16 protein-coding genes and 1 pseudogene are annotated in these 19,923 nt (G+C 64.2%); 4 read left to right on the forward strand and 13 right to left on the reverse strand.

Annotated features, from left to right (window positions below):
• From DAD99_RS04950 to DAD99_RS04980, 7 genes and pseudogenes are all read right to left on the reverse strand, one after another.
• Positions 1-300, reverse strand: a pseudogene (locus DAD99_RS04950) (lipoyl synthase); the annotation flags it as partial.
• 13 nt (positions 301-313) lie between these two features.
• A complete protein-coding gene (locus DAD99_RS04955; protein ID WP_193340606.1) occupies positions 314-1,711 on the reverse strand; it encodes an L-serine ammonia-lyase in 1,398 nt (465 codons plus the stop codon).
• A 104-nt stretch (positions 1,712-1,815) separates the two neighbouring features.
• Positions 1,816-3,150 carry a serine hydroxymethyltransferase gene (glyA, locus tag DAD99_RS04960; protein ID WP_304632635.1) on the reverse strand — a complete coding sequence of 445 codons (1,335 nt, stop codon included), beginning with the start codon at positions 3,148-3,150 and terminating at the stop codon, positions 1,816-1,818.
• On the reverse strand, positions 3,147-3,530 hold the full coding sequence (gene gcvH, locus DAD99_RS04965) for a glycine cleavage system protein GcvH (RefSeq protein WP_193340607.1): 384 nt from the start codon (positions 3,528-3,530) through the stop codon (positions 3,147-3,149). The genes glyA and gcvH overlap by 4 nt, the downstream gene beginning before the upstream one ends.
• 173 nt (positions 3,531-3,703) lie before the next feature.
• A complete protein-coding gene (gene gcvT / locus DAD99_RS04970) occupies positions 3,704-4,816 on the reverse strand; it encodes a glycine cleavage system aminomethyltransferase GcvT (RefSeq protein ID WP_193340608.1) in 1,113 nt (370 codons plus the stop codon).
• Positions 4,817-4,838: 22 nt separating this feature from the next.
• Positions 4,839-7,703 (reverse strand): aminomethyl-transferring glycine dehydrogenase, encoded by a 2,865-nt coding sequence (gene gcvP / locus DAD99_RS04975; RefSeq protein WP_193340609.1) that lies wholly within the window; start codon positions 7,701-7,703, stop codon positions 4,839-4,841.
• Positions 7,704-7,852: 149 nt separating this feature from the next.
• Positions 7,853-8,392 carry a TetR/AcrR family transcriptional regulator gene (locus DAD99_RS04980; protein ID WP_193340627.1) on the reverse strand — a complete coding sequence of 180 codons (540 nt, stop codon included), beginning with the start codon at positions 8,390-8,392 and terminating at the stop codon, positions 7,853-7,855.
• Positions 8,393-8,459: 67 nt separating this feature from the next.
• On the opposite strand from DAD99_RS04980, the gene DAD99_RS04985 reads away from it, so the two are divergent.
• A complete protein-coding gene (locus tag DAD99_RS04985) occupies positions 8,460-10,046 on the forward strand; it encodes an MFS transporter (RefSeq protein ID WP_193340610.1) in 1,587 nt (528 codons plus the stop codon).
• Positions 10,047-10,141: 95 nt separating this feature from the next.
• Here DAD99_RS04985 and DAD99_RS04990 read toward each other — a convergent pair whose 3' ends face one another.
• Complete coding sequence (locus tag DAD99_RS04990; protein WP_185262613.1) at positions 10,142-10,621, reverse strand: Dps family protein; 480 nt, start codon at positions 10,619-10,621, stop codon at positions 10,142-10,144.
• A 214-nt stretch (positions 10,622-10,835) separates the two neighbouring features.
• On the opposite strand from DAD99_RS04990, the gene DAD99_RS04995 reads away from it, so the two are divergent.
• The 3 genes from DAD99_RS04995 to DAD99_RS05005 are packed head-to-tail and all read left to right on the forward strand — an operon-like array spanning position 10,836 to position 14,576.
• A complete protein-coding gene (locus DAD99_RS04995; RefSeq protein WP_193340611.1) occupies positions 10,836-11,978 on the forward strand; it encodes a nitrilase-related carbon-nitrogen hydrolase in 1,143 nt (380 codons plus the stop codon).
• Positions 11,975-13,000, forward strand: coding sequence for an agmatine/peptidylarginine deiminase (locus DAD99_RS05000; protein ID WP_193340612.1), 1,026 nt, complete (start codon positions 11,975-11,977; stop codon positions 12,998-13,000). The genes DAD99_RS04995 and DAD99_RS05000 overlap by 4 nt, the downstream gene beginning before the upstream one ends.
• Before the next feature lie 13 nt (positions 13,001-13,013).
• Positions 13,014-14,576 (forward strand): APC family permease, encoded by a 1,563-nt coding sequence (locus DAD99_RS05005; protein ID WP_193340613.1) that lies wholly within the window; start codon positions 13,014-13,016, stop codon positions 14,574-14,576.
• Between the two features lie 107 nt (positions 14,577-14,683).
• On the opposite strand, the gene DAD99_RS05010 is transcribed toward DAD99_RS05005, so the two are convergent.
• From DAD99_RS05010 to DAD99_RS05030, 5 genes are all read right to left on the reverse strand, one after another.
• Positions 14,684-15,232: a hypothetical protein gene (locus DAD99_RS05010; protein WP_193340614.1), complete on the reverse strand. Its 549-nt coding sequence runs from the start codon at positions 15,230-15,232 to the stop codon at positions 14,684-14,686.
• A gap of 237 nt (positions 15,233-15,469) precedes the next feature.
• Positions 15,470-15,772 carry a DUF4193 domain-containing protein gene (locus tag DAD99_RS05015; protein ID WP_185262608.1) on the reverse strand — a complete coding sequence of 101 codons (303 nt, stop codon included), beginning with the start codon at positions 15,770-15,772 and terminating at the stop codon, positions 15,470-15,472.
• Between the two features lie 194 nt (positions 15,773-15,966).
• Positions 15,967-17,193 carry a glycosyl hydrolase gene (locus DAD99_RS05020; protein ID WP_193340615.1) on the reverse strand — a complete coding sequence of 409 codons (1,227 nt, stop codon included), beginning with the start codon at positions 17,191-17,193 and terminating at the stop codon, positions 15,967-15,969.
• Between the two features lie 301 nt (positions 17,194-17,494).
• Positions 17,495-18,493: an agmatinase gene (speB, locus tag DAD99_RS05025; protein ID WP_193340616.1), complete on the reverse strand. Its 999-nt coding sequence runs from the start codon at positions 18,491-18,493 to the stop codon at positions 17,495-17,497.
• Complete coding sequence (locus DAD99_RS05030; protein ID WP_193340617.1) at positions 18,490-19,866, reverse strand: MFS transporter; 1,377 nt, start codon at positions 19,864-19,866, stop codon at positions 18,490-18,492. The genes speB and DAD99_RS05030 overlap by 4 nt, the downstream gene beginning before the upstream one ends.
• Positions 19,867-19,923: the final 57 nt, after the last annotated feature.

The raw sequence follows: 19,923 nt of genomic DNA on the forward strand, positions 1-19,923 counted from the left end.
CACGTCAACCGGGGACGGCTTACCCGTATCGATCTGGCAGAAATCACAGCGCCGGGTGCATTCGGAGCCACCGATCAGGAACGTCGCTTCCTTGTCTTCCCAGCACTCAAAAATGTTCGGGCAGCCGGCCTCCTCACACACCGTGTGCAGGCCTTCCTTCTTAACCAGGTTCTTGAGCTGGACATACTCCGGACCCATCTGGACCTTCGCCTTGATCCACTCCGGCTTCCGCTCCACAGGTACTGCAGAGTTACGCTGCTCAACGCGCAGCAGCTTCCGGCCTTCTGGTGCCAGTGTCATTAATACTCTTCCCTTAGCATTCCACTACGTTGACGGCGAGGCCGCCCATGGCTGTTTCCTTGTACTTGGAGCTCATGTCCCTGCCGGTCTCGCGCATGGTCACGATCACCTCGTCCAGCGACACCCGGTGGGTGCCGTCGCCCCAAAGCGCCATCTTCGCGGCGTTGATGGCCTTCGCCGCCGCGATCGCGTTGCGCTCGATGCACGGCACCTGGACCAACCCGCCGATCGGATCGCACGTCAGGCCCAGGTTGTGTTCCATCGCGATCTCCGCGGCGTTCTCCACCTGCTGGGGTGTGCCGCCCATGACCTCGGCGAGGGCACCGGCCGCCATGGACGACGCCGACCCCACCTCGCCCTGGCAGCCCACCTCGGCGCCCGAAATGGACGCCTGTTCCTTGTACAGCACCCCGATGGCACCGGCCGTGAGCAGGAACTTGACCACAACGTCGTCGCGGTCTTCCTGCGTGGCTTTGTCCATTCCGGGTGCAAAATGCAGTGCGTAATACAGGACTGCCGGGATGATCCCCGCGGCACCGTTGGTGGGTGCCGTGACAACCCGGCCGCCGGACGCGTTCTCCTCGTTCACTGCCAGGGCGATGAGGTTCACCCATTCCTGCCAGTACTTCGGGTCCCGGTCCTTGTCCTCCTTATCGAGGCGCTCACGCCAGTCCGGAGCACGACGGCGGACCTTCAGTCCGCCGGGCAGCAGCCCCTCACGCTTGAGGCTGGTTGCCACACACTCCTCCATGACGGAGTAGATGTGCAGCAGGCCTTCGCGGATTTCCTGTTCGGTGCGGGAAGCGCGCTCGTTGACGAACATGATCTCGCCGATGGACAGGCCCTTGGACTGGCACCGGCCCAGCAGCTCGGCCGCGGTGCGGAACGGCAGCGGCAGTTCCTTCTTGGACTCGTCGAGTTCCTTCAGGGCCGCGTCCTCTTCACCTTCGCGGACAATGAAGCCGCCGCCCACGGAGAAGAACGTGGCCTTGTGCAGGACCTCGTCTTCTTTGTCGCTGACTGTGAAGGTCATGCCGTTGGTGTGCCGAGGCAGGACAGTGAGCGGGCGCAGGACCATGTCCTTGACCCCGTAGGGCAGGGGTACGGAGCCGGCGAGCTGGAGGGTGCCGGTTTCGGCGATCGCGGCGAGCCGCTCCTCTACCTCGGCCGGCAGGATCTTTTCGGGGTGGAAACCCTCCAGGCCCAGCAGGATGGCCGTCATGGTGCCGTGGCCGTGGCCCGTCGCTGCCAAGGACCCGTACAGGTCCACCCGCAGCCCCGCCACCTTGTCCAGGCTGCCGGAGCCCTTTAACTCCTCGGCAAACACAGCGGCAGCCCGCATCGGGCCAACGGTGTGCGAGCTCGAAGGCCCGATCCCGACGGAGAACAAATCAAAGACTCCAACGGCCATGTGCGTTTCCTAACTAAATAATTCTTCGTGACCAGTCAGGAGTTTTTGTCCAGATAATGGGCCTATACGAGCTCAAAAGCTGCATTATCTGGACAAAAACTCCATCAGCTGAGGGGAGCGACTGACGGGTACAGCGGGTGGGCGGCGGCGAGTGCCTCTACCCGGTGACGCAGGCCGGAAAGGTCCGCGTCGGCGTCGGCAATCAATGCCTCGGCGATGATGTCCGCAACTTCACGGAAGGCTGCCTCGCCGAAACCACGGGTTGCCAGCGCGGGGGTGCCGATCCGGAGGCCGGAAGTGACCATCGGCGGGCGGGGATCGAACGGCACAGCGTTGCGGTTGACGGTGATGTCAATCGCGGCCAGGCGGTCCTCGGCCTGCTGGCCGTCCAGCTCGCAGTTGCGCAGGTCAACCAGGACCAGGTGGACGTCGGTGCCGCCGGAGATCACGTTGATGCCCTTGGCGGTGACGTCCGGCTGGACCAGGCGGTCGGCCAGGATGCTGGCGCCGGCCAGGACGCGTTCCTGGCGTTCCTTGAACTCCGGTGTGGCTGCGATCTTGAAGGCCACGGCCTTGCCGGCGATGACGTGCTCCAGCGGGCCGCCCTGCTGTCCGGGGAAGACGGCTGAGTTGATCTTCTTGGCGATCGCGGCGTCGTTGGAGAGGATGATGCCGCCGCGCGGACCGGCGAGGGTCTTGTGCGTGGTGGAGGTGGTGACGTGGGCGTGCGGCACCGGGTTCGGGTGCAGGCCAGCTGCCACCAGTCCGGCGAAGTGCGCCATGTCCACCATCAGGAAGGCGCCCACCAGATCGGCGATCCGGCGGAATTCGGCGAAGTCCAGCTGGCGGGCGTAGGCCGACCAGCCGGCAACGATCAGCTGCGGCTTGTGCTCCAGCGCCAGGCGCTCCACCTCGGCCATGTCAATGGTGTGGGTGTCTTCGCGGACCTGGTAGGGGACCACGTTGTAGAGCTTGCCGGAGAAGTTGATCTTCATGCCGTGGGTGAGGTGGCCGCCGTGGGCCAGGTTCAGGCCCATGATGGTATCGCCCGGCTTGATCAGCGCGTGCATGACCGAGGCGTTGGCCTGGGCGCCGGAGTGCGGCTGCACGTTGGCGAACTCGGCACCGAACAGGGCCTTGACCCGGTCGATGGCCAGCTGCTCGATGACGTCCACGTGCTCGCAGCCACCGTAGTAGCGCTTGCCCGGGTAACCCTCGGCGTACTTGTTGGTCAGGACCGAGCCTTGCGCCTGCATCACGGCAACGGCCGTGTGGTTCTCCGAGGCGATCATTTCCAGGCCATTGCGCTGGCGGCCCAGTTCGTCATCGATCTTGGCGGCGATCTCCGGGTCCAGCACCGACAGGTCGGTGTCCAGGCTCGCGGAAACTACCTGCTCAAAGACTCTGATTGTGCCCGCGGCCGCGGCAGCGGCGCTCACAGTTCGCCACCGTTTACTTCGGCGTATTCCTGCGCGGACAGCAGCGGGCCCTCGGACTCGACGGTCACCTTGAACAGCCAGCCGGCACCGTAGGGATCGGAGTTGATGAGTGCAGGATCGCCAACGGCTTCGTCATTGATCTCCGTGACCTCACCCGTCACCGGAGAGTACAGGTCGGAAACGGACTTGGTGGACTCGATCTCGCCGCAGGTCTCCCCCGCGGTCACCGTGGAGCCAACCTCGGGCAGGTCAACGTAGACGATGTCGCCCAGCGCCTCAGCGGCAACAGCGGACACGCCAACAACGGACGGGCCCGAGCCATCAGTGGAGATCCACTCGTGCTCGGCGGAGTACTTCAGTTCAGCGGCAACCTTAGCCATGTTGTCTATTCCTTAAGTTTAGAGTTCAAGAGTGAGAGAGCGTCCGCCCAAACACCGCATTAAGTGAGAGAGCGTCTGGAGGGGCCGGCGGGACGGAGTTTTCGAAAGCGTGCGTCAGAGCGAGGTACGAGCAGCACGCGTGAAAACTCCGGCCTGCCGGTTCCGGACTTGGGTTACTTTTGGCGCTTGTAGAACGGCAGGGCGACAACCTCGAAAGGCTCTGCCTTGCCGCGCAGGTCGATGTCCAGGGCGGTGCCGATTTCGGCGTGCTCAACGTCGACATAGGCCATCGCGACCGGGTAGCCAAGGGTGGGGCTGGGCTGGCCGGAGGTGACTTCGCCAACCACGGCGCCGTCCTTGAGTACCGGGTAGTGCCCGCGGCCGGCGCGACGTCCGAGTCCCTTCAAGCCCACAAGCTTACGCTTCGAACCGGCTTCCCTGGCCGCTTCCAGGGCGGAGCGGCCCACGAAGTCGCCTTCCTTGCTCTTGAGTGCCACAACGCCACCCAGGCCGGCATCGAACGGTGACCGTTCGAGCGAAAGCTCGTTGCCGTAGAGCGGCATGCCGGCTTCGAGGCGGAGCGAATCGCGTGAAGCGAGGCCGCACGGGACGATGCCGAACTCGGCCCCTGCTTCGGCGACGGACGCCCAGAGGGAGGCGGCGGCGTCGTTCTCTACAGAGAGCTCGAAACCGTCTTCGCCGGTGTAGCCGGTGCGGGCCAGGATGACGTTGTGGCCGGCCACGGTGGGCTCGTTGAACGCGTAGTACAACAGGCCCGTGACCAGTTCGTGCTGGGCCTCGTCGGTCAATTTGAGCAGGATGGCCTCGGCTTTGGGGCCCTGGACGGCGATCAGCGACGTGATGGCGGAGGCGTCCTCCACCTTCACGTTGAAAGCCGCGGCGCGTTCGGCCAGGGCGACGGCGACGGTGGGTGCGTTGCCCGCGTTGGGGACCACGAGGTACTTCTCGTCGCCAAAGCGGTAGACGATGAGGTCATCGATGATGCCGCCGTCGGCGTTGCAGATGAGTGAGTACTTGGCTTTGCCGTCCGCGATGGCGGAGAGCTTGCCCACCAGTGCGTAGTCCAGGAACGCGCCGGCTTCCGGGCCCGAAACCCAGACTTCGCCCATGTGGGAGAGGTCGAACAGGCCCGCAGCCTTGCGCACCGCGTGGTGTTCGGCCAGCTCCGAGCTGTACTTCAGGGGCATCTGCCAGCCACCGAAATCGGTGAAGGAAGCGCCGAGTTTCTTGTGCTCTTCGTAAAGAGCGGTGTAGTTCTCAGTCATTATGAAAGCCTTTCACACGAAACTAGTTCGCGAATTCCTCGATGGGCGGGCAGGAGCAGATCAGGTTGCGGTCCCCGGCTGCGCCGTCGATGCGGCCTACGGGCGGGAAGTACTTGTCCTGCTTGAGGTGGTGGACCGGGAAGGCAGCCTGCTCGCGCGGGTACGCACGGTTCCAATCGGAACTCACGACGGCGGACGCGGTGTGGGGTGCGTGGCGCAGCGGGCTGTTCTCGACGCTGAAGTCACCACTGGCCACCTGGTCGATTTCCTTCCGGATGGTGATCATCGCGTCGATGAACCGGTCGATCTCCCCAAGGTCCTCGGACTCCGTCGGTTCCACCATCAGCGTGCCCGCCACCGGGAACGCCAGGGTGGGGGCATGGAAGCCGTAGTCGATCAGGCGCTTGGCCACATCCTCAGCCGTCACGCCGGTCTTCGCCGTCAGCTCACGCAGGTCCAGGATGCACTCGTGCGCCACGAGTCCGCCCTCACCGGTGTAAAGGACCGGGAAGTACTCGTTCAGGCGCGCCGCAACGTAGTTCGCCGCAAGCAGCGCCGACTTCGTCGCNTCGGTCAGGCCCTCGGCACCCATCAGCTTCACATACGCCCACGAGATGGGCAGGACNCCCGCGGAACCGTAGTTGGATGCGCTGATCGCCACGCCGTGGCCCGCTTCGTGGGCCGACTTGTTGGCGTCACTGGGCATAAACGGTGCCAGGTGGGCCTTGGCTGCGACCGGACCAACACCGGGGCCGCCGCCGCCGTGCGGGATGCAGAAGGTCTTGTGCAGGTTCAGGTGCGAGACGTCGCCGCCGAACTTGCCCGGCTGCGCCAGGCCCACAAGGGCGTTCAGGTTCGCGCCGTCCACGTAGACCTGNCCACCCGCCGCGTGCACGGCGTCGCAGATTTCGGTCACGTCCGCGTCATAGACACCGTGNGTGGAGGGGTANGTGATCATGATGGCCGAAAGGACGTCCCTGTTCGCCNCGATCTTGGCGTTCAGGTCAGCATGATCNATGCTGCCGTCCGCAGCCGTGGCCACCACAACCACCTTCATGCCGGCCAGGACGGCCGAGGCGGCGTTGGTGCCGTGCGCCGAAGCCGGAATCAGGCAGACCGTGCGCTGGTCATCGCCCCGGGACAGGTGGTACCCGCGGATCGCCANCAGGCCAGCAAGCTCACCCTGGGACCCGGCGTTCGGCTGCAGCGAGACCTGGTCATAGCCGGTGATTTCCGCGAGGTCAGACTCCAGCCCGCCGATCAGTTCGCGCCAGCCCACGGTCTGGGAATCCGGGGCGAACGGGTGGATCGAGGCGAACTCCGGCCAGGAAATGGCTTCCATCTCCGCCGTGGCGTTCAGCTTCATGGTGCAGGAACCCAACGGGATCATGGTCCGGTCCAGGGCCAGGTCCCGGTCGCTCAGCCTGCGGATATAACGCAGCAGCTGGGTCTCGGAACGGTGCGTGTTGAACACCGGGTGCAGCAGGTACTCGGAGGAACGTTCGACGGCGGTATCCAGTGCGAACTCAGCGTCAGGGCCGGCGTCCGCGTCCACCACGGTGGCACCAAACACTTCCAGGACACCGGCGACGACAGCCGGGGTCGTGGTTTCGTCGGCGGAGAGACCCACGGTATCGCCATCGATGTGGCGCAGGTTGATGCCACGTGCTTCGGCGGTGGCCACAACAGCCGCGGCCTTGCCCGGCACGGAAACCGTGACGGTATCAAAGAAGCTTGTGTGCAGTACGTCCAGGCTGGCCGCCTTCAGGGATGCGGCGATAGTTGCAGCGTGGCCATGTGCGGTCTCCGCGATTGCCTTCAGGCCATCGGGGCCGTGGTAAACGGCGTAGAAGGAGGAGACAATGGCCAGCAGTGCCTGCGCGGTACAGATGTTGGACGTGGCCTTCTCACGGCGGATGTGCTGCTCACGGGTCTGCAGCGCCAAACGGTACGCCGGGACACCGGCGTCATCCTTGGACACCCCCACCAGGCGGCCGGGCATGGACCGCTCCAGGCCCTTCGCCACCGCCATATACGCCGCGTGCGGGCCGCCGAAGAACAACGGCACCCCGAAACGCTGGGTCGAACCGACAGCAATATCCGCACCCTGCTCCCCGGGAGGGGTGATCAGCGTCAACGCCAACAGGTCAGCAGCGACCGTGACCAGCGCGCCGCGCTCCTTCGCAGCGGCAATCACGGCGGCGTGGTCGAAGACCCGGCCGGACACACCCGGCTGCTGCAGCACGATGCCGTTGATGACACCGTCGGGCAGGCCCTGGGACAGGTCAGCGACCTCCACCTCAAACCCGAGCGCTTCGGCGCGGCCCTTCACGATGGCGATAGTCTGCGGCAGGCAATCCGCGTCCAGGACGGTCTTGCCGTCGCGGGCTTCTTTGTTCTTGTTCGCCCGGCGCATCATCAGCACTGCCTCAGCCACCGCGGTGGCTTCATCCAGCAGCGACGCGTTCGCGATGGGCAGCCCCACGAGGTCCTGGACCATGGTCTGAAAATTCAGGAGCGCCTCGAGCCGGCCCTGGGAAATCTCGGGCTGGTACGGGGTGTACGCGGTGTACCAGGCCGGGGCCTCAAGGATGTTCCGGCGGATCACCGCAGGCGTCACCGTGTCGTAATAACCCTGCCCGATCATCTGCACAGCAGTCTTATTCTTCGCAGCCAGCTTCCGCAGCTCAGCAAGGACCTCAACCTCACTCAGGGCGTCCTTGAGAGCCAGCGGCTTGGCCTGGCGGATGGAATCTGGGACAGCAGTATCAACCAGCGCGTCCACCGTGCCGTAGCCGACGGCCTTGAGCATGGAGTCGATATCGGCCTGGCGGCGGGCGCCAATATGCCGGTCAACGAAAGTGGCCGAGGCCGAATTAACACTCACAAGGAACTCCATTACTAAGGCGGCGCAAGGTACGCCACATTGATTCGGGTTCCTCCCCCGCTCTGTCGATATTGTGCCGGCCGCAGAGGGCCGCCACGAGGTCCAATTCTCCTACGCCCCGGGCTGCCGGGCAAATGAGGTCATCGGGTTCAGTCCCGCAGCCGCTCCACGGCGGCCAGAAGCTCCTCAATGTCTCCAGGCCTGGCCCGGCCGCCCCCGCCGGTACCGCTTTCCCACATGGCGTTGAAATACAGGCCGTCCCCCATATAGAGCACGGCTTTCGCCATGGCCGGGCCGACGTCGGCCGCGATCAGGTCCAGCCACTGCTGCTGGATTGCGGCAAAACGCCGCCGGGCCTCTTCATGGGCTACTTCGGCCAGTCGCGTGACGGCCACGAAGGAGCGGTCCATCGGCGAGTCGGACCAGAGCGAGGAACGGATGAAGTAGGCCGCCGCACCTTCGGTGGCTGCGGCCATCAGGGTGAGGTCCTCGACGGCCAGGCGATCCATCCGTTCCAGTACCGCAGCGATCAGCGCTTCCTTGTTGGGGAAGTGGTACAACAGGCCGCCTTTGGACACGCCGGCCCGTTTGGCAACCGCGTCCAGCGTGGCAGCCCGCTCCCCCACATCGATCAGGAGTTCTTCAAATGCGTCAAGGACTGCATCGCGTGCAACGGGATTTCTGGCCATGGCTTCAATCATGCACGGTCCGGGTCCCATTTCTTAACTGTACCGTCTGGACGGTACAGTTATCGATATGACGTTGTCCAGCCAGTCCAACCAGAACACCTGCAGCACTTCCCCGACGGCGGTCGATCTCCGGCCGTCCGGGCCCGCCAAGGCGCCCTGGCGCGACTGGCTCGCGCTGGCCCTGCTGATGTTCCCGGTGCTCCTGGTTGCGGTGGACAACACTGCGTTGACGTTTGCGCTTCCGGCCATTGCCAGAAACCTGGAGACAACAGGAGTCCAGCTGTTGTGGATTGTGGACGCGTATCCCCTGGTGCTTGCCGGCCTGCTGGTTGCCATGGGCAGCCTGGGTGACCGGATCGGACGCCGCCGGCTGCTGCTGACCGGCAGCATTGGATTCGCCGCGGTCTCGGCAGCAACAGCCTTTGCCCCCAGCGCGGAGTGGCTGATTGCGGGACGGGCATCGATGGGGTTTTTCGGCGCCATGCTGATGCCCTCAACCCTGTCGCTGATCCGCAACATTTTTCCGGACCCAAACCGGCGCCGGCTGGCCGTGGCCATCTGGGCTGCCGGCTTCTCCGGCGGCGCCGCCCTGGGTCCCATCTTCGGCGGGTGGCTGGTGGAGCAGTTCTGGTGGGGCGCCATCCTGCTGGTCGCCGTGCCCATCATGCTGCCATTGTTGGTGTTTGGTCCTGCGTTCATCCCGGAATCAAAAGATCCGCGGCCCGGACGGGTGGACGTGTCCAGCATCGCCCTGTCCCTGCTGGTTATGGTGCCCGTTGTGTATGGCATCAAGGAACTGGCGACCGAAGGTTTCGGGGCCGCTCCGTTGGGACTTGTTGCCTTTGGCCTGGCCATGGGCGTCGTCTTTGTCCGCCGCCAGCAGCGGCTGGCCAGCCCCCTGCTGGACATGTCCCTGTTCGCCAACCGGGTCTTCAGAACCGCCATCACAACAAACGTGCTGGCCCTGTTCTCCTTCAACGGCTTCATTCTCTTCCTCGCCCAGCACCTGCAGCTCCTGGAAGGGATGACACCGTCGGCCGCCGGAATAGCCATGATTCCGGCCCTGGTGGCCACAGTGCTGGCCGGGCTGGCAGTGGTGCCGCTGGTCCGGAAAGTGCGTCCGGGCTTTGTGGTGGCGGGTGGCCTGGCCCTCAGTGCCACCGGCTACGGAATCGTGGTCTTTGGTGATCACGGCTCCGGCCCGGCCCTCCTGCTGGCCGCACTGCTGATCCTCGCCCTGGGGGTGGGCACAGCGGAAACCATTTCCAATGACCTCATCCTGGGCTCCGTTCCAGCGGAGAAGTCAGGAGCGGCGGCTGCCATCTCGGAGACGGGCTATGAGGTGGGATCCCTGCTGGGGACGGCGGTGCTGGGCTCCATCCTGACCGCTTCCTACCAGCGCAATCTCCTGCTGCCGGCCGGGGTGGAGGAAACGGCGTCAGGCACTGCGGTGCACCAGGCCGGCGAAACTTTGGCAGGCGCCGTGGAACTGGCCGGCAGCCTGCCTGCGCCGCTGGCCGAAGCGCTCCGCGGCGCAGCGCGCCTGGCGTTTGACTCGGGCGTCCATACCACTGCGGCAATTGCGCTGGTGCTGATGGCGAGCGCGGCAGTCCTCGCCGCCGTCGCACTCCGGAAAGTTCCGACGGCGGACTAGGCACCCGCCTCCGGCAAGCCGGCGAGCGCACAAAAGCGCCCGGCGTCCGAAATCATTCCGGCGCCGGGCGCTTGTGGCCTCACAATCGGCCGGCCCTACTTGGCGTCAGGGGAGGTGACGCTGGCGGAGGCCTTCATGGTCTCAGCGTTCACCATCCACGCGTACTGTTCCAGCTTGGCGATGAATTCGTGGAGCAGGTCCGCGGTGGTGGGATCCTCTTCGTCCACCTCGTCATGGACCTTGCGCATGGTGCCCACGGCAGCCTCAAGCGCAGCGACGATCCGCTCGATGGCGTCCTTGGTGTTAATGAGGCCTTCGGGGAACTGGGCCAGACTGGTGGATTTTGCCACCGTGGCACTGCGGCCATCAGGCAGGGCATGGAGGGCACGCATCCGCTCAGCCATATCGTCCGCGAACTGCCGGGCGGCATCCACGATTTCGTCCAGCTGCAGGTGAAGGTCCCGGAAGTTGGTTCCCACAATGTTCCAGTGGGCCTGCTTGCCCTGGATGTGCAGCTCGATCAGGTCCGCAAGTACGGCCTGCAGGTTGTTGGTCAGGGTCGGTGAAGCTTTCATGAATCCTCCTCGATCGGTCCAGTAGTCCCGACGCTATCAGCCAGGGGATCGATCGCGTCGGGCCGAAACCAAATTTCTCAGTGAGCTTACTAATCTGGCCGGAGCGTCATAAAAGAATGGGATTCATATAATCCATTGCGCGAAAGCCCATTCGACCCTCATACTAAATGAACGTCATTCATTTAGTGACGGTCGTCTCACTGGAAGTAAGCACATGATTGAAATTTCCTGCCTCGACTCACCCGCCTCCCTGGCCCGGACAACGCCGTCCGACCGCCCTGACCTTCGGGTTGGCGTCGTACAGCACCGCTGGCATGCAGACACTGCCGTCCTGCAGGCCGAACTTGATGAAGGAATCGGCCGGGCCGCCCGGCTCGGTGCCACGGTGGTGTTCCTGCCAGAACTCACCCTCTCGCGCTACCCCGCGGACACCTGCCCCGAAATCGACACGCCCCGGCACGGAGCGGTACGGCCTGGCGCGGTCCGCCCCAGGCCGTCGGACACCGCGGAGGACCTGCTGACCGGGCCCACCTTCCGGTTTGCCGCCGGATCCGCCCGTCGCCACGGGGTGGCTGTCCACGCCTCGCTGTACCAGCAGGCGGAGAACCCTGACGGCAGCGACGACGGTCTGGGGCTGAATACCGCCATCCTTGTGTCGTCCGAGGGTGAGCTGCTCGCCCGCACCCACAAGCTGCACATTCCGGTGACCGCAGGCTACTACGAAGACAAGTTCTTCCGCCAGGGGCCAGCGGCCGCTGACGCCTACGAGGTCCACGCACCGGCAGAGCTGGGCGATGCCCGGCTCGGCATGCCCACCTGCTGGGACGAATGGTTCCCGGAGGTGGCCCGGCTCTACTCCCTCGGTGGCGCCGAAATCCTGGTCTATCCCACCGCCATCGGCTCAGAACCGGACCACCCGGATTTCGATACGCAGCCGCTGTGGCAGCAGGTGATTGTGGGCAACGGCATCGCCAACGGACTGTTTATGGTGGCGCCGAACCGCTGGGGTGATGAAGGAACACTGAACTTCTACGGCTCCTCCTTCATCTCCGACCCCTACGGCAGGATCCTGGCCCAGGCCCCTCGTGACGCCTCCGCAGTGCTGGTGGCAGACCTCGACCTGGACCAGCGCCGGGACTGGCTCACGCTCTTCCCGTTTCTGGCCACCCGCCGCCCCGATACCTACGGCCGGCTCACCGAACCCGTACGCCACGACCAGCCGCTCGGCGGCGAAGATGCAGTGGCCGAGGGGGCAGGGATGTCGCTCCCCACCCGCCCCCTAACCTCGCAAGCTCGGCCAGGGAACCCTGCGGTCGTGGCCCCAGGCTCAAGCAACCGTCAGCAGGTGAGCTCATGAGCACGTGGCGCATGCCCGCCGAAACCGCTCTGCAGGAGCGGCTGTGGATGGCCTTTCCCACCGGCGGCTACACGCTGGGCGGGACGGAGGAAGACGCCCACGCTGCCCGATCCATCTGGGCAGCGGTGGCCAACGCCGCCGTCGAATTTGAGCCGGTCACCGTGGTGGTGGCCCCCGACGACCTCGGCATCGCCGCCCGCTATCTGCACCCGAACGTCGAGGTACTTGCCGCCCCGCTCAACGATGCGTGGATGCGGGACATCGGCCCCAGTTTCGTGTTGGACCAGGACGGGCGCCTCGGCGCCGTCGACTGGGTCTTCAACGGCTGGGGTGCCCAGGACTGGGCGCGCTGGGACAAGGACGCGCTGATCGCCGGTGAAGTCTCAGCCCGTGCCGGCGCCATGCATCTCGTGTCCGCGCTGGTCAACGAAGGCGGCGGCATCCAGGTGGACGGTCAGGGAACCGTGCTGGTGACCCAAACCGTGCAGCTGGATCCGGGCCGCAACCCGGGCCTCAGCCGCGCCGACGTCGAAGCCGAGCTCGCCCGGACCCTCGGCGCCACCCATGTGGTCTGGCTCCCCCGCGGACTGGCCAGGGACTCGGAACGGTTCGGCACGCGCGGTCATGTGGACATCGTGGCTGCCATTCCCTCCCCCGGCACACTGTTGGTGCACTCCCAGCAGGACCCCCGCCACCCGGACTTCCAGGTGAGCCGCGACATCATCGAGCACCTCCGCACCACGAAGGACGCGGCCGGCCGGGAGTGGACCATCATCGAAGTCCCCGCCCCGGAGGTGCTCTGGGATGACGAGGGTTTTGTGGACTACAGCTACATCAACCACGTCGTGGTCAACGGCGGCGTCATCGCCTGTACCTTCGCGGACCCCAACGATGACAAGGCGCTGCAGATCCTGGCGGAGGCCTACCCCGGCCGGCGTGTGGTCGGCATTGACGCCCGTGAGCTGTTCGCCCGTGGCGGCGGCATCCACTGCATCACCCAACAGCAGCCTGCTGCCTCGTAGAAAGCGCCGGACAATGACCCAAACCATCCGTACGAGCACCACCGCGGGCCAGCCATCCGGGACCGACCCGGCCGGCTCGGCGCACGGCATCACCGCAAAGGGACTGAAGGGAGGGCAGCTGGGCCTGCTTGCCGTCGTCGTTCTTGGCATTTCCACCATCGCGCCGGCCTACACGCTGACCAGCGCCCTTGGCCCCACGGTGAATGAGGCGGGGCTCCAGCTACCCGTCATTTTCCTGATCGGGTTCATCCCCATGATCCTGGTGTCACTCGCCTACCGGGAACTCAACGCCGATTCCCCGGACAGCGGCACCACGTTCACTTGGGTCACCAAAGCGTTTGGCCCCTGGGTGGGCTGGATGGGCGGCTGGGGACTCCTTGCCGCCAACATCATCGTCCTGTCCAACCTGGCGGGCGTGGCGGTGGATTTCTTCTATCTCTTCCTGTCGCAGCTGACGGGTGCGCCTGAACTCGCAGACCTCGCGGACAATAAGCCGTTGAACGTCCTGACGTGCTTCGTTTTTGTGGCCCTTGCAGTGTGGGTGAGCTACCGCGGCCTGCACACCACCAAGCTGGTCCAGTACGGACTCGTGGGATTCCAACTACTGGTCCTGGTACTTTTTGTCGGCATGGCGTTCGCGAACTGGTCCACATCGGAAACGGCCATCCCCTTCAGCTGGGGGTGGTTCGACGTCACCAGGATCGAGACGTTCGGGCAGATCGCCGCGGGTATCTCGCTGTCGATCTTTGTCTACTGGGGCTGGGACGTGTGCCTGACCGTGAACGAGGAAACCGCCAACGGCAAAAAGACCGCGGGCCTGGCCGGCACGCTCACCGCCGTCGTTGTCCTGGGGATCTACCTGCTGGTGAGCATCGCCACCATGATGTTCGCCGGCGTCGGCGATACGGGTGTGGGGCTGAACAACCCCGAGAAGCACGAGAACCTCTTCACGGCGCTTGCGTCACCGATCATGGGGCCGTTCGCCATCCTGATGTCCCTCGCCGTGCTGTCCAGTTCGGCAGCGTCCCTGCAGTCCACGTTCACGTCGCCGTCGCGCAGCCTGCTGGCCATGGCCCACTACGGTGCGCTGCCCGCGCCGTTCAGCCACATCAGCAGGCGCTTCTCGACGCCGGGCTTCGCAACGGTGACGGCGGGCATCCTGTCCGCCGGGTTCTACGCGGTGATGCACGTGATCAGCGAAAACGTCCTGAACGACACCATCCTGGCCCTCGGCCTGATGATCTGCTTCTACTACGGCCTGACCGCCATCGCGTGCGCCTGGTACTTCCGGAACAGCGTGTTCAGCAGCGTCCGCAACTTCGTGCTGCGGCTCCTGTGCCCGGTGCTGGGCGGTGTCGGATTGTTTGTGGTTTTCCTGCAGACAGCCGTGGACAGCTGGGCGCCGGAGTTCGGCAGCGGCTCCGAGGTCTTCGGTGTTGGGCTGGTGTTTGTCCTGGGCATCGGGATCCTGGCGCTCGGGGCTGTGCTGATGGTGATCATGGCACGCCTCGCCCCGGGGTTCTTCCGCGGCGAAACCATCCGCCGGGACACCCCTGCGATGATGGTGCCTGAGTAGTTGCCCCAACAACAGCACGGCGCCCTGCCCGGAAAGTCTCCGAAACAGGGCGCCGTTCTTTAGTTTCCTGATCTTGTCTCAACTTCGGTTCAGCAGCGAACCGCCGGTCACCAGAAGTGCGCTACGTCCACCACCATGCGCGACCCGGAGCCCTGTCCGTCCAGGGTGAATACCCGGAACGGGAGCCGTGCACGGACGCCGAGGCCGATGCTTGTGTAGCCTTCAAAGCTGCCTGCGTACGCTACCTGACGGAAGGTCTGGTATCCCGAAACGTTCGACAGTTCGGCCTTGGCTGCCGGGCTGTATGTGACGTTGTAGTTGCTGTCGTAGGAAGGCGCGTTCACAGTCACCTGGAGGAACGCGCTGCCCAGCAGGGGGATACTGAAACCTGAACCATCCTGGACCACTACGGGAACGTAACGGGCAGTGTAGCCGGCCACAGGGCCGTTGAGATCAACCACCATCCGGTCGAAGCAGTAGTGCTGCCCCGTCCGAACGTTGGTTACTGATGCGGTGCTCATCGCCGGGTTTGATTTGGCCAGCGATCCCCATACAAGTCCGCAATAGGATGTGGTTGCCGAGGCGGGCCCCGGAGCCAGGAAACCCAATCCAACAGTCATCAAAATGACTGTCAGCCACGTATGAATCTTTTTCATTGTGGGCCACCCTTCGAGTGATTAGGTAGCTCAAGCCTAGGAGTCTCCGGGGCTACTCAACAGGGTTGTTGCCGCTTCGGCGCGGAACCGTTAATCGGGCTTGGTTCCGGTCACGCGAGCGTAATTCTGAGGCACTTTACGGGGCCAACGAAACACTATTAACGCCGTTTCTGCACCTTGCCGTTATGGATAATAACGACGCCGGCGCGCCCCACCGGGGGGGCTGGCGCCGGGACTTCAGCCTTCACACTCGATGCAGTACTTCATGCCGTTCTTTTCGCGCGCAACCTGTGACCGGTGGCGGACCAGGAAACATGATGCGCAAGTGAATTCATCGGACTGTTCGGGAACAACAATGACGGTCAGTTCTTCGCCGGAGAGATCGGCTCCGGGCAGGTCGATGCCTTCGGCGGTGTCGGTCTCGTCGACGTCGATGACTGCGGTCTGGGCATTGCCGCTGCGGGAGGCCTGCAGCGCTTCCAGCGACTCGGCAGAGGCCTCGTCGTCGGTCTTGCGTGGAGCGTCGTAATCGGTAGCCATGGCATGTTCACTTTCGTCGCTGCACGGCACCATTTCAGGCGCCTCAGTGAAGCAGTTTAGGTCATCATGCCGCTACTTGGGCAATAGTGTGGCCGACCAGACAGATTTCGTTGCTTCGCCCTCTGCAGGATTTGTCCAAGGCGCGGCCGGAACAGCAAGGCGCGTCCTTGATCACCGGGAGATTGAGCATTGAGTCAGGGAGTCCGGCGCGCCTCAAGTGCGGACTTGAATGCGGAGGCTGAGGTGGCGCTGCTGTTGATGCGCCAGTCGGTTTCCTTCTGGAGATGGAACCAAACGAAGCCCACCACATCGGGCTGGGCGGCAAGATAGGACACGAGCCCGGCGTTCCAGGCAGCCTTGTTGCCGCCTGCCTCGCTGGAAGCCGTCTCGCTGATCAGGATGGGAACTCCGGGTGCCAGAGCACGCAACTGGGCTATGCCCGGAGCGAAGAGATCCTGCGGCGATATCCAGCCGCTCCATGAAGCGGAGGTGCCCCAGTTATACCCGTCGAGGGCTACAACATCCACGTATCCGACACCGGGAAAGAGGCCGGCGAGATCGGTGGAACCGTAGTACGGAACATTCGGGCTCCAGACCCAGGACACGTTGCCGGCGCCAGTGGCAGCAACAACGTCGTGAACATGACGCCAGGCACTTACGTAGTCACCGGCCTGATTGCCGTTGACGCCTTCGGCCCACGGATACCAGTTTCCGTTCATCTCATGGGCGAACCTGAGCTGGACCGGGTGGCCCCAGGCAGCGAGCGCCTGGCCCCACTGCGTGATGTGGGCGTCAAAGTCGCCGGCGGCAATTCGGTCAAGGGAGTATGCCGGCTGTTCCGTTCCACCGCCCCAGGCCCAGGGTTCCCAGGTAATGAGCGGAACGGCGCCTCGTGCCCGGACGGAGTTCATTTCGGTAATGGGGGGCGCCTGGAGGAAGTCCTTGTAAAAAAGAATGGTGGACGGGCTTTCGCCGGCCAGTTGCGCCACGTCATCCAGTTCGCCGCTGGCCAGTGGGCCGCCGGCCGTGGCCACCCCGAACCGAAGTGCGGCGGTGCCGACTGGAGAGAGCGCAGCGTCCGGTGTGGTCACTGTGAACACCGAAGACGCCTCGACAGACGAGGTCTTGGCCGTGATGGTCAACGATCCCGCGGCTGCGGACGGGATGGTGATCGACGTGCTGAAGGCACCCGAGGCTGCCGTTTTGATGGGAAAAGTCGTGGCACCGGCGATCACCGTCCCCGTGGTGGAGGCTTTGAACCCCGTTCCGCTGACTGTGACGGCGGATCCTGCCGGTCCAGTGGCCGGGCTGAGTGAGATCCGGCCGGTGGCAGGCGCTGCCTGGGCTGTCTGGGCCGGCATCAGTCCCAAAGCCAGACCCAGCCCAACCACTGCCGCGATGGATTTCAAGGTTTTGAGCATGGCGATCGGTCCCCCGCAATCGGCAAGGCGGGTGGAAATCCGCCGGTCAGGTGGCGCCTACCGGCACTTTCCTGATCCTAAGGGTTGGACGCCGAAACCAGACGGGATTTTCGAATATTTTTGAAAGGAACTCGCCGCTCTTGGATCCTGCAGGCCGGCCCATCTTGTGACCGAAGATTCGACGTGGCAGCCCAGTCCAGGTCGGGCAGTGGCAACCCAACCGCTCACGGGCTTGTATTCGAAGCCCGTTCCAGTGCCCTTGCTGACCCACGGGAGTCCGCGGGCCAGCAAGTTGGGGTGCCTAACCGGCCGCGGCTTCCAGCGCTTCTGCGCCTCTGATGGTCACTCCCTTGGAACGGTTCACCATCAGTCCGAGCAGATCAAAGACAAGGGTTGCGGCCGCGAGAGTAGTGATGTCTGCGTGGTCGTACGCAGGGGCTACCTCGACGACATCGGCCCCCACGATGTTGATACCGTTCAGGCCTCTCAAGAGGGCAAGCAGCTCACGGGAGTGCAGACCGCCCATCTCCGGTGTTCCGGTGCCAGGAGCGTAGGACGGGTCCAGCACATCAATGTCGATGGAAACGTAGACCGGCGTATCACCCAGACGCTCCTTAATCCGCTGGATGGCGGCGGGGACACCAATTACGTCCAAATCCGAGCAGCGGATGATCTGGAAGCCGAACTCGTGGTCCCGCAGGAAGTCGTCACGGTCATAGACAGGCCCGCGGATACCCACGTGCATGGACTTGTCCTCAACTAGCAGTCCCTCTTCGAAGGCCCGGCGGAAGATCGTTCCGTGCGTGATCGGCTGGTCGAAGTAGGTGTCCCAGGTATCCAGGTGAGCGTCGAAGTGCAGCAGGGCCACGGGACCGTGCACCTGGTTCAGTGCGCGCAGCATGGGAAGGGCGATGGTGTGGTCCCCGCCGATGGCGATGAGTCGCTTGTCCTCGCTGATCAGGGGCCGTGCCTGCTCTTCGATTTCGAGGACTGCGCGGGTGATGTCGTAGGGCGTGCAGGCGATGTCGCCGGCGTCTACCACCTGGGCTTCGTACACGGGCTCGACATCGAGTTCGGGGTGGTAGCCGGGGCGCAGCAGCCTGGACGCTTCACGGACTGCAGCGGGCCCGAAGCGGGCGCCGGGGCGGAAGGAGGTGCCGCCGTCGAATGGTACGCCTACGATGGCAATGTCGTAGTCCGGTACCCGGTCGATTTGCGGGAGCCGGGCGAAGGTTCCGAGCCCGGCGTAGCGGGGTACCTTCGTTGCATCGACGGGACCGATGGGCTTGTGCGTGGTCATACGAGTGATCCTTCTTTGTTGGTTTCGGTAGCTACCGGCTTATTTTCCGTGGTGAGTTCGGCGAGGGATTTGTTGGCAGTTTCGGGCGCAAGCAGGAACGTCGCCACCAAGCCCACCAGGGAGATGGCAGCACCGATGAGCAGCGAGCCGGCAGCTCCGAAGCTGATGATTGCGACCGGCATCAGGTACGTGCTGGCTGCCGAGCCCACACGACTGATGGCCGTTCCGAAGCCGACTGCCGTGGCACGGACCTCCGTGGGGAAGAGCTCGTTGGGGTAGACAACCTCAAGGAAGCTCGATGCGCCGGAGGCGAGGGCGAATATTGCAAGGGCGATAAACAGCGGCGCGGCCTGGACATTCGGGATGAATGCGGGAATAGCCAGTGCAACGACGATGATGCCAAAGCTCCACAGGAGCAGCTTCCGGCGACCGATCTTCTCTACGAGCCACAAACCCGGAATGCCGCCCACCACAAACAGCATGGAGATCAGGAAGGAACCACCATATAGATTGGCGTCACCCGTCATGCCCATGGAGGCGAGCAGGTCCGGGGCGAACGTATAGACCGCGAAGAGCGGGACCACCTGGGCTGTCCAGAAGATGGAGACAAAGAGGGTGCGCTTCCATGCCTGTCCCCTGAAGATGTCCAGGAACTTTCCCTGCTTGGCAGGACCTTGGCTGTCTGAGGCAATGTCGGCGAGGCTGTACTGCTGGCCGTAAACCTTCTTGATGATGGCTTCCGCCTCATCACGGCGGCCGCGGGAGAGCAGCCAGCGCGGGGACTCAGGAGTTCCGAGCCGGCAAAGCAGGGTGACGACGGCGAAGATCGCCGGGCTGCCAACCATGACGCGCCACACGTCCGGCCCGGTGTCGCGGAGCAGGTATCCGACGGCGTAGGCAGTTGCTGCGCCGATCGCCCAGACCACGAAGGTTGCACCCAGGAGACGTCCACGGTGCTTCTTCGGGAGGAACTCTGCAAGGAGCGAGGTGGCAATCGGATAGTCAGCGCCGATGGCAGCGCCCAGGAGGAACCGGCAGAGGACAACCTGCCAGATTTCGGTGGCGAAGGCGTTCAGGCCGGAGAACACTGCCAGGGCGATGAGGTCGGCGATGTACATCTTGTGCCGGCCGATCTTGTCCGTCAGCCAGCCGAAGATGGCCCCGCCGAAGAAAATGCCGACCAGGCTCGCTGCACCGATCATGCCGATTTCCACGGTGCTCAGGTGCAGGCCGGGGGTCATCGTGATCAAGGCGATGCCGATGATTGACAGCGCATAGCCGTCAATGAAGGGACCGCCTGAGGCGAAGAAAGTCAGCTTCTTGTGGAAATTGGTAAGCGGGGCGTCATCAATGAGATTGCTCGTTGCGCTCATTGCAAACCCTCTCTGTTGAAGGCTCTTCGTTGAGCCGGGAAGTAAGTGACTTAATCA

Source organism: Pseudarthrobacter sp. AB1, assembly GCF_014926485.1.
Taxonomy (GTDB): domain Bacteria; phylum Actinomycetota; class Actinomycetes; order Actinomycetales; family Micrococcaceae; genus Arthrobacter.